At 69.0% G+C, this 10,491-nt stretch carries 6 protein-coding genes; all 6 read right to left on the bottom strand.

Going from position 1 to position 10,491, the window contains the following annotated elements; genetic code table 11:
• Positions 1 to 330: 330 nt before the first annotated feature.
• Positions 331 to 2,970, bottom strand: coding sequence for a glycoside hydrolase family 2 protein (locus M2421_RS16135; RefSeq protein WP_259208614.1), 2,640 nt, complete (start codon positions 2,968 to 2,970; stop codon positions 331 to 333).
• Between the two features lie 224 nt (positions 2,971 to 3,194).
• A complete protein-coding gene (locus M2421_RS16130; protein WP_259208610.1) occupies positions 3,195 to 4,403 on the bottom strand; it encodes an AGE family epimerase/isomerase in 1,209 nt (402 codons plus the stop codon).
• Positions 4,400 to 5,395 (bottom strand): carbohydrate kinase, encoded by a 996-nt coding sequence (locus tag M2421_RS16125; RefSeq protein ID WP_259208609.1) that lies wholly within the window; start codon positions 5,393 to 5,395, stop codon positions 4,400 to 4,402. The genes M2421_RS16130 and M2421_RS16125 overlap by 4 nt, the downstream gene beginning before the upstream one ends.
• A gap of 7 nt (positions 5,396 to 5,402) precedes the next feature.
• Complete coding sequence (fucP, locus tag M2421_RS16120; RefSeq protein ID WP_259208607.1) at positions 5,403 to 6,713, bottom strand: L-fucose:H+ symporter permease; 1,311 nt, start codon at positions 6,711 to 6,713, stop codon at positions 5,403 to 5,405.
• A 43-nt stretch (positions 6,714 to 6,756) separates the two neighbouring features.
• Positions 6,757 to 7,803, bottom strand: a complete 1,047-nt coding sequence (locus M2421_RS16115; protein ID WP_259208604.1) for a LacI family DNA-binding transcriptional regulator — start codon at positions 7,801 to 7,803, stop codon at positions 6,757 to 6,759.
• Positions 7,804 to 7,908: 105 nt separating this feature from the next.
• Positions 7,909 to 10,380: a GH92 family glycosyl hydrolase gene (locus M2421_RS16110; RefSeq protein ID WP_259208603.1), complete on the bottom strand. Its 2,472-nt coding sequence runs from the start codon at positions 10,378 to 10,380 to the stop codon at positions 7,909 to 7,911.
• Between the last annotated feature and the right edge of the window lie 111 nt (positions 10,381 to 10,491).

Below are 10,491 nucleotides of genomic sequence, written 5' to 3'. Positions count from 1 at the left end.
GCATGGCGTGGCTCTACGGGAATCCTGCATCGCCTCAGCCGCTGTGTGCGCCGCCGCGGGCCCCACCGCGTAGATCCACGCCATGCGTGGATGCTGTTCGCGCGGACCACGCCTCGCGTCAGCCACGCATGGCGTGGCTCTACGGGAATCCTGCATCGCGTCAGCCGCTGTGTGCCCCGCCGCGGGGACCCAACGCGTAGATCCACGCCATGCGTGGATGCTCTTCGCGCAGCCCACACCGCGCGTCAGCCACGCATGGCGTGGCTCTACGGGCATCATGGGCGCTTCAGCCACGCGTGGCGTGGCTCTACGTGTGTGCTTGGCCGGGCGCTACCGGGTGTCGGTCAACGAGGTGAGGCGCAGGCTGCGGCGCAGGGTGGTGAGGTCGGCGTCGCTGCGTAGATGGAGGCTCACGGTTTCGCCCGGCAGCAGGTCCAGGGCGTTGTCGTCCAGCGTGGCATCGTGCCCCTCGAACGCGATCCACAACGCGCGTACCCACTGCGGAGCGCGCAGCTGCAGCACGTAACCCTCGCCATCGGCGCGCAGGTCCGTGTCGATCGTCACCGGTGCCAGCGCGAGATCCTTGGCCGCCACGAAGTACACCGCTTGCCGCGACAGCACCCGCGCGCCATCCAGCAGCTCGACGACGGCCACCGTGCGCGTCGGGTCGGCGCCCTTCAGCATCGTGGTGTCGTCGAATCGGCCCACCTCCAGCGCGGCCAGCGGTGGCACGTCCACCGTCTTTCGCTGGGCGTGGCGGAGCGTGCCGTCGAGATCCATCACCCGCAGACGCCAGGTCGCCCGCAGGCCCTGCTGGCGGTCGTTGAGCAGGCTGATGCGGGTCACGCCGTCGTCGCGCAGTGCGGCCACCGCCTGGTCGGCAAAGAAGCGCCTGGCGTGGAAGTGCAGCGCCTTCCAGCGCCCGGCGTAATCGATGCTGGACCACGACGCACCCGGCCACACGTCGTTGAGCTGCCAGTACAGCGAGCCCATGGTGTACGGGCGCGAGGCGCGGTGGTGCAGCGCGGCCAGCTGGATGCCATCGGCCTGCATCACCTGGCTGAGGTAGACAAACGCCGGGAAATCGCGCGGCGTGCCGTACGCCTCTTCGATGTACTTGAGCAGGCGCTGGTTGCCCTCGCCCGCCATGAACTTCTGGTGCGCGCGCACCGTGGCACTGTCCACCTGCTGCTCGGCAGCGGGAATGATCCCGTCCAGCGTGCGCAGCACCGGCCACGCCTGCAGGCCGTACTCGGACATGAAGCGCGGGGTCTCGCGCAGGTAGGCGCTCACCGGCAGCGCGGGGTTGCCCCACACCTGCCAGTAGTGCTTGTCGCCGCGGGTGGAATCGTTGGCCTTCTCGTCCAGGTCGTTGCCGGGCGAACTGGACCAGTACGGCACGCCCAGCCCCTCCTCGGCCACGACCTGGCGCAGGTCATTGCCGAACAGGTCCACGTAGCCCTGCCACACCCTGGCGGCGAAGGCCGGATCGGCGGCGGCCAGGTCGCGGCCATGCCCCCAGTCCTTCCAGGCCGTCTCTTCTTCGTTGTTGCCACACCACAGCACCACGCTGGGGTGGTGCCGCAACCGGCGCACGTTGTCGCGGGCCTCGGCCACCACGTTGGCGCGGAATGCGGGATCGTAGCCGGGCTGCATGCCGCCGCCGAACATGAAGTCCTGCCAGACCAGCAGGCCCAGCTCGTCGGCGATGTCGAAGAAGACGTCGTCCTCGTAATAGCCGCCGCCCCAGTTGCGCAGCATGTTCATGTTGGCATCGCGCGCGGCGGTGAGCTCGCGACGGATGCGCGCGGCGTCCACGCGCGCGGGAAACATGTCGAACGGGATCACGTTGGCGCCCTTGGCGAAGATCGGCACGCCATTGATGACGAAGGCAAAGCCCTGTCCGCCCTGGCGGTCCACCTCGCGGCGCAGCTCCACCGTGCGCAGCCCGATGCGTTGTTCGATACCGGTCGCGTCGGCAGCACCCGGGGCCAGCGTGGCGCGCACGGTATAGCGCGCCTGCTCACCCTGGCCGGCCGGCCACCAGCGGCGCGGCTGTTTGAGCGAGACCGGCACGGCAATGGCGTTGTCCCCGGCCTGCAGTGCGGCGTCACGGTCCATGCGGGCCACCGACACACCGTCCGGATCCAGGATCTCCACGCGCACCGCTGCATTGCCGCGCGCGGCGCTTTCCACCTGCAGCGTGACCGCCAGATCGGCATGGTCCGCATCCAGCGCGCGGGTCTGCACGGCCAGCGCGGTCAGGCGCTGCGCATCCCAGCTTTCCAGCTGCACCGGGCGCCAGAGGCCGGCGGTCACGTAACGCGGGCCCCAATCCCAGCCGAAGTGGTAGCCCGGCTTGCGCACGAAGTTGCCGACCATCGCGTCCTTGGGCTCATCGCCGTATGGCGATGGGTAATTGCCGGCGATTTTGTGCGGCATCGCCTGCACGCCTGGCAGCAGGGTGCTGATCGGCGAGCGCAGCACGATGCGCAGTTCGTTGCCGGTGGCGCGCAACCGGCCATCCACGCGCGCACGCCAGGTGCGATGGCTGTTGTCGGCCTGCAGCAGGGGCGCGCCGTTCAAACTGACCGTGGCGAAGGTATCCAGGCCCTGGAACGCCAGCTCGGCGTGCGCGCGCGCCAGCGTGGCGGCGTCCACGTCGAAGCGGGCGCGATACTCCCAGCTGACCAGCCCGATCCATTGCAGGCCCGCCTCGGGCGCGCCCACGTAGGGATCGGGAATCAGGCCGTGCGCGAGCAGGTCGGTGTGCACCGCGCCGGGCACCTGTGCCGGGCGCCACTGCTGCAGGCCGGGGTGTGCGGCACCGCGCGCGTCACCGGGCAGCAGGCGGAATGACCAGTCCGCCGCCAGCGGGGCGGCAGCGACGGGCAGTGCCCAGGCTACCAGCAGGACCAGAAACAGCCAGCAGGCCGGTGCAACGACATGGAGACGGCGGTGCGCGCGCATGGTGATGTGCCTGGTTGCGGGAGCAGCCGACCAACGGTCGGCTCTACGGGGTTTGGTCAGCCGACCAACGGTCGGCTCTACGGGGTTTGGGCAGCCGACCAACGGTCGGCTCTACCGGGGTTTGAGCAGCCGACCAACGGTCGGCTCTACCGGGGTTTGGGTAGCCGACCAACGGTCGGCTCTACGGGGATCTGGGTAGCCGACCAACGGTCGGCTCTACCTGTTCAACGCACCACGTTGAGCACTTCGTAGCACGCGCCCATGGTGTGGTAATCGGTCTTGCCGGCCGGGCTTTTCTCGTCGCTGTACTTGCCGTTGTCCGCGTCCAGGATGCGATACCACGCACCGTAGCGGTGGTCGATCATGTGCTGCCAGGCGTAACCCCACAGCCGGTCGTACCAGTCCCAGTACTGCGCATCGCCCGTGCGCCTGGCCAGCAGCGCGGCGGTGGCCAGCGACTCGGCCTGCACCCAGAAATACTTGTCGTCATCGCAGACGCTGCCATCGGGGGCGAAGCCGTAGTACAGCCCACCGCGCGCGGCATCCCAGCTGCGCTCGACCGCGACGTCGAACAGATGCCGGGCCGTCGGCAGCAGCCAGTCGGCCTGCACGTGCCGGTCCAGGATCAACAGCAGCTTGGCCCACTCGGTCTGGTGGCCGGGCTGGAAGCCCCATGGACGGAACAGGTGCTTGGGGTTGTCGCGGTTGTAGTCCCAGTCGATCTGCCATTGCCGGTCGTAGTGTTCCCACACCAGGCCATCGCCCTGCGCGGCCTGGCGGCGGGTCATGTGGTCGGCCAGCAACAGCGCGCGCGCCAGGTAGCGCTGCTCGCCGCTGGCCTCGAACGCGGCCAGCATCGCCTCGCACATGTGCATGTTGGCGTTCTGGCCGCGGTAGTCGCTGAAGTTCCACTCTGCGTCGGCTTCGTCCTTGTACAGGCCGAATTCCGGCTCCCAGAACCGACGTTCCAGCAGCTGCCAGGTCTCGTCCATCCACGCACGGGCCTCGCTGATGCCGGCCTTGAGCGCACAGCTGTAGGCCAGCAGCACGAAGGCCACGCCGTAACAGTGGTTGGTGGCGTCTTCGACCACGCCATCGCGCAGCGTCCAGGCGTAGCCGCCGGTAGCCGGGTTGCGGTGGACATCGCGCAGGTAGCGCAGGCCGTGTTCGACGGCCGCCAGGTCCTCTGCCTTGCCGAACTCGCGGTAGGCCATGGCATGGTTGAACACGAAGCGGGTGCTGCTGACCAGGTGCCGATGCGCGGTGTCGTACACGCTGCCATCGTCACGGTAGTAGTGGAAGAAGCCGCCGGTCGGGTCGATCTCGTGCGGCTGGTAGAACGCCATGGTCTGCGCGATGTGCGCGCGCAGGAACGCGGGCGAACGGAAATCGGGGGTCGGCGGAACGGGCGTGCCGTTGGAGGCGGTGGTCATGCGGCGTCTTCCTGTTGCTGCTGCAGCAGTTGGTGGACTTCATCGAGGCTGGGCATGGCGGCGAACGCACCCTTTCGGGTGACCGCGAGCGCGCCGACCGCAGCGCCGAAACGGATCGCGCCAGTGAGTGCGGCCGGGTCCTGGCAGAAGTCGGCGAAGCCGATGCCATCCCCGCCGTGCTCGCCGATGCCGAACAGCAGGCCGCCGACGAAGGCATCGCCCGCGGCGGTGGAGTCCACGGTCTGCACGCGGAAGCCGGTGAGCACGCCCTGCGCGTGGCGGGTGTGCCAACGGATCGGTGCGGCGCCGTCGGTGACCACCACCGCCTGCGCCTGGGTGGCCAGCAGCCGCGCGATGACTGCGTCGGCGCCGCCGGCCTGCGCGGCGGCCAGGTAATCCAGCTCCTCGCGCGACAGCTTGACCAGCTCGGCCAGCAGCAGCGCTTCCCACAGCCGCGGCAACGGGTCGACCCCGGTCGGCCACAGCGCGGGGCGCAGGTTGAGGTCGATGCTGACCATCGCCCCGGCCGCGCGGGCACGGCGCATGCCGTCCAGCGTGGTCGCGGCGATCTCCGCCTCGGTCAGGCTGTTGGAGCACACATGGAAGCTGCGCGTGCCCTCGAAACAGGTGGGCTGGAAGTGCTCGCTGCGGAACAGCAGGTCCGCCGCCGGCGGCCGGTAGAAACTGAAACTGCGCTCGCCATGTGCGTCCAGCGCCACGAACGCCAGCGCGGTCTTGGCGGCATCGGTGCGCACGATGCAGTCGGTGGCCACGCCGGCCTGGGCCAGGCTGTCGGCGAGGAAGTCGCCGAACATGTCCTGGCCGAGCATGCCGGCGAAATGGGTATCGGCACCCAGCCGCGCGGCGGCCACCGCAACGTTGGCCGGCGCGCCACCGGCGTACTGCAGGAACGCGCGCGGGGTGTCCGCGTTGGCCGGTGGTTGGGCGAGTAGATCGATCAAAATCTCGCCGAAACAGACAATCTTGCTCATTCGGGCCTCAGGCTCCCTGGCGGAATGCGGCGCTCGGGCGCGAACCCGACAGGCCATAGAAAATGATGTAGCCGTAGCAGACCAGCGGCAGGATGAAGGACGGCTGCAAGCCGATGTGGTCGGCCAGCACGCCCTGCAGGTACGGCACCACCGCGCCCCCGACGATCGCCATGATCAGCAGGCTGGACGCCTTGTTGGTCAACGGGCCCAGGCGCTCGATGCTCAGCGCGAAGATGGTCGGGAACATGATGGAGTTGAACAGGCCCACCGCCACCACCGCGTACAGCGCCACGTGGCCGGTGGCGAGCATGGTCAGCGCCAGCAGCAGCACGTTGACCGCCGCGAACAGGGTCAGCAGCAGGCGCGGCGAGAAACGGGTCATGATCGCCGAACCGGCGAACCGGCCGATCATCGCCAGCGTCCAGTACGCCGACACATAGTGGGTGGCCTGCTGTTCGGTGAAGCCGCCGATGGACGGCATCGACAGGTAGTTGACCAGGAAGCTGCCGATCGACACCTCGGCGCCCACGTAGAAGAAGATCGCCAGCACGCCGAACAGCACGTGCTTGTGGCGCAGCGCGTCGAGCAGGGTGTGCGTGCCGCTGTCGGCCTGCTCGGTGGTTTCGGTCAGCGCCGGCAGACGGAACAGGTAGACGAACACCGCCAGCAACGCCAGCGCGATGGCCAGTCCCACGTAGGGGCCCTGCACCGACTGCGCTTCCTGCACGCGATAGGCGATCTGCTCGGCCGACGGCAGCGCAGCCAGTTCGTCGGCACTCTTGACCGTGTTGCCGAGGATCAGCAGGCCGCCGAAAATCGGCGCGATCGCGGTGCCCAGCGAGTTCAGCGCCTGGGCCAGGGTCAGCCGGCTCGAGGCGGTCTGCTCCGGGCCAAGCAGCGCCACGTACGGATTGGCCGCCACCTGCAGCACGGTGATGCCGGTGGCGAGCACGAACAGCGCGCCGAGGAAGGCTTCATACACCCGCAGTTCGGCCGCCGGCCAGAAGCCGAGCGCGCCCACCGCGGCGATCGCCAGGCCGGCCACGATGCCCTTCTTGTAGCCCAGGTGCGCGACCAGCCGGCCGGCCGGCAGCGACATCAGGAAATAGGTGCCGAAGAACGTGAACTGCACCAGCATCGCCTTGGCGTAGTTCAGTTCGAACACCGCCTTCAGGTGCGGGATGAGGATGTCGTTGAGGCACGTCAGGAAGCCCCACATGAAGAAGATCGTGGTCGCCACGGCGAGGGCCATGCGCGTGTTGACCACGGGCGCGGACGCAGGCGAAGACGGCAGTCGGGGCGTTGGAGAGATGGGCATCAGGTACGCGCCTCATTGCGCGAGCAGGTGGAAGGAAGCGCCATCACGCGGCCACGGGGCCGCTGCTGGCGCGGATGCGCAGTTGTACCGGCGCCACGGTGCGTTGGGGCGCCGCGTCGGGATGGTCCAGCCGCTGCAGCAGCAGCTCGGCCGCCTGGCGGCCGCGCTCGCGCGGATTGACCGTGAGCGTGGTCAGCGGCGGCAGGGCGACGGCTGCTTCGGAAATGTCATCGAACCCGGTCACCGCGAAATCGACGCCGGGCCGCACCCCGCGCGAGGCCAGGCCCAGCATCAGCCCCAGCGCCACGCTGTCGTTGTAGCAGACCGCGGCGGTGGGCACCGGATCGCGCGCGAACAGTTCGTTGGTGCGCGCGGCGGCCTCGAGACGATTCGGCGCCGATTCGATCAGCCAGTCCGGGTGCACCGCCCTGCCCGCTTCGGCCAGCGCCTGCGCGTAGCCGAGGCGACGCTGGTGGCAGGAGCTGGAGTCGGCGTGGCCACCGAAGAACGCGATGCGCTCGTGGCCGCGCTCGATCAGGTGGCGGGTGGCCAGGTAGGCGCCCTGCTGATTGTCCAGGGTAAGGAAGTCCCAGTCGGCACCGGGCGGCTCGCGGTTGAACAGCAGCACGTTGGCGTTGAAACCCAGCACCTGGCGCAGTTCGCTGGCATCGCTGCCTTCGGCCGGTGACAGGATCAACCCGGCCGGGGTGTGCTCCATCAGCGTGCTCAACACCGCCTGCTGGCGTTGCGGCGATTCGCCGGTACTGCCGAGCAGGGTCACGAAGCCCTTGGCACCCAGCGCCTCATCCACCCCGGAGGCGAATTCGGCGAAGAACGGGTTGGACAGGTCGTTGATCACCAGGGCCACGCTGGAAGACGTGCGCCGGCGCAGGTTGGCCGCGCCACGGTTGTAGACGTAGCGCTGCCGGCGCAGTTCGGCCTCGACCCGCGCACGGGTGTCCACGTTGACCAGCGGACTGCCCCGCAGCACCAGCGACACGGTCGCCCGCGACACGCCGATCGCCTCGGCGATGTCGGTCACGGTGACCGCGCGCGATCCCTTGCCTGCGGGGGTGGCCTTGTCGTTCATGCTGTCTGCCCGTTCCTTGTCATGCCGCAAGCCTAAACGATCGCATCGGCAAGCGGACCGTGCCCGTGCCGTCGGTCAGGTAGGGGCTGCGGCCGCTGCGACGGATCATTCCAGCACCGCACCCGGGGTGGCGCAGAACGAACGCGGCAGCGCTTCGGCACGGGTGCCCCAGCCGGTGGTCGGCGCGTCCGTCCCCAGGGCGAACTCGATGCGCCCGCCCTGCTGCAGCCGGGCCCAGTCCAACCACACCGGGGCGTGGTCCTGGCCGTCCACCTGCACGCCCTGCACATACTGCAGCCGGCGCCCGTCGGCACCGGCGGCGGCGACGGTCAGGGTGCGGCCGGTGCCCAGATCCACCTCGACCTTGGCAAAGCGCGGGGTATGCAGCAGGAACTGCCCACTGCCCGGCACCGCCGGGTACAGGCCGATCGCACTGAACAGGTACCAGGCAGACATCGTGCCCAGGTCGTCATTGCCGGTCACGCCGTTGGGCGCATTGGTGAACAACTGCTGGGCGGCGCGCACCACCGTGGCGGTCTTCCACGGCTGGCCGATCAGCGTGTACATCCACGGCGCGTGCAGGTCCGGTTCGTTGTTGGGGTTGTAGCGGTACTGGTTGTAGTAGCTGTACGGCCCCACCACCCATTCCTTGCGCGCGGCGGTCAGCGGCGACCGCACCAGCGCGTCGTAGGCGAAGAACGCATCCAGGCGCTTGCCGGCCTGTTCGCGGCCGTGCATGGCCTGGACCAGGCCCGGCATGTCCTGCTGCGCCAGCCACTGGTACTGCCACGCGGTGCCTTCGTGGAACCCATGGTGCGAACGCGGGCTGTAGTGGCCGTCGGAGGGCACGTACCACTTGCCATCGTCCATGCGCGGGCGCGGGAAGCCGCTCATGCCGGTCTCCTCATCGCGCACCTGCGGATCCCACACCTTGTGCCAGTTGCCGCCGCGCGTACGCAGCGTGGCCGCATCGTCGGCGTGGCCGAGGCCATCGGCCATCTGTGCCAGCGCGCAGTCGGCCAGCGCGTATTCCAGCGTGGCCGAACCGCCGTGGTGCGGGTCCACGTCCATGCCCTTGGAGGGGAAGGCGCGGTCATAGGCCACATAGCCGTTTTCCACGTAACCGGGGTTGCCGGAACGGCCGGCGTGGCGCGAGTTGAGCGGCGGCTGTTCGAAGGCATTGCGGCGCAGCGCCGTGTAGGCCTCGCCCTCACGCCCGGCGAGGGCACCGAAGCGCCACAGGTCGACCAGGAACGGGGTGACCGGGTCGCCGGTCATGATGTTGGTCTCGAAGTTGGCATAGCCCCAGCGCGGCAGCCAACCGCCCTGTTCGTTGATGGCCAGCAGGCTGCGGCCGATGTCGCGCGCCACGCTGGGGCGGGTCAAGGCCAGCCACTGGTTCTGCGCGCGGTAGGTATCCCACAGCGAGAAATACTCGTAATAGGTCCAGCCGTCGGCGCGGTGGATGGCATCGTCGTAGCCGCGGTAACGACCGTCGGCATCGCTGCCGGTCAGCGGCTGCAACAGGGCGTGGTAAAGCGCGGAATAGAACACGGTGCGGTCGTCGCTGGAGCCGCCCTGCACGCGCGTGGTGGCCAGCTCGCGGCGCCACTGCTGCTGCGACCGGGTGCGCATCTGCTCGAAGCCGAGCAGCTTGCCGCCCTGCATGCCCTCGCTGCGCAGGTTGTTGCGCGCGCCTTCTGCATCCACGTGCGAGATGGCGCTGATCGCAGTGACCGCGCGCTTCCCATCCTTGCCGACGTCGAAGCTCAACCAGGCGCCGCTGGGCTTCTGCTCGCCTTCCATGCGGTGGCGCGCGCCGGCCAGGCCGCCCTCTTCGCCCCAGGTACCGAACGCCTTGAACGGGCGGTCGAACTCGATGCGGAACCAGGTGGTGTACTGGTGGCCGCCGCAGAAGCTTTTGGTGACCAGCTTGCCTTCCACCGCGCGGTCGCCGACCACGTCGATGACGCTGCCGATCACCGAATGGCGCTCGTTGGCCTGGCCGACGTTGACCAGTACATGGCCGGTCCCGGCATCGGCGGGGAAGGTGTAGCGCTCGGCGGCGGCACGCGTGCGGGCGGTGGCCTCGGCATCGATGCCGCCGTAGCTGGTCAGGCGAACCTTGTAGTAGCCGGCCTGGCCGATCTCGCCGTCGTGGGTGTAGCTGGCGGCATAGCGCTTGTGGTCGAAGCTCTTGGCATCGTCGGTGTTGAAGTCGCCGCCCTTGCCGATGCTGCCGGTGACCGGCAGTACCGAGACCTGACCGCCCTGCTCCCAGCAGCCGGCACCGGACAGGAACGAATGGCCGAAGCCGCGGATCTTCGGGTCGTCGTAGCGCCAGCCGGCGTAATGCTCGCCGATCGGGCTCACCTGGATCAGGCCGAACGGGGCCGATGCGCCCGGGAAGGTGTTGCCGTCATCCTTGCTGCCGATGAAGGTGTTGACTTCGCGCTCCAGCGCGACCGGCGCGGCGGCCTGCAGGACCGGCGCGAAGGCCAGCGCGAGCAGGCAGGCCAGGCGCGGCAGTGGGCGGTTCAACGGGGTAACGGCGATGACGGACGGCAGTCGGCGCATGCGTGGATCCTGTGGGTCGATGTCGGTACGGCAGACGGAAAAGGCACGGCGGATGCCAGCCGTGGCGCGCCAGCCATTCCCCCGCTGGCACCGGTCCAGATCCACGTTGCC

Origin of the sequence: Stenotrophomonas sp. BIGb0135 (genome assembly GCF_024810105.1) — a bacterium.
Classification (GTDB): Bacteria; Pseudomonadota; Gammaproteobacteria; order Xanthomonadales; family Xanthomonadaceae; genus Stenotrophomonas; species Stenotrophomonas maltophilia_AB.
This window is presented reverse-complemented; position numbering and strand designations above follow the sequence as displayed.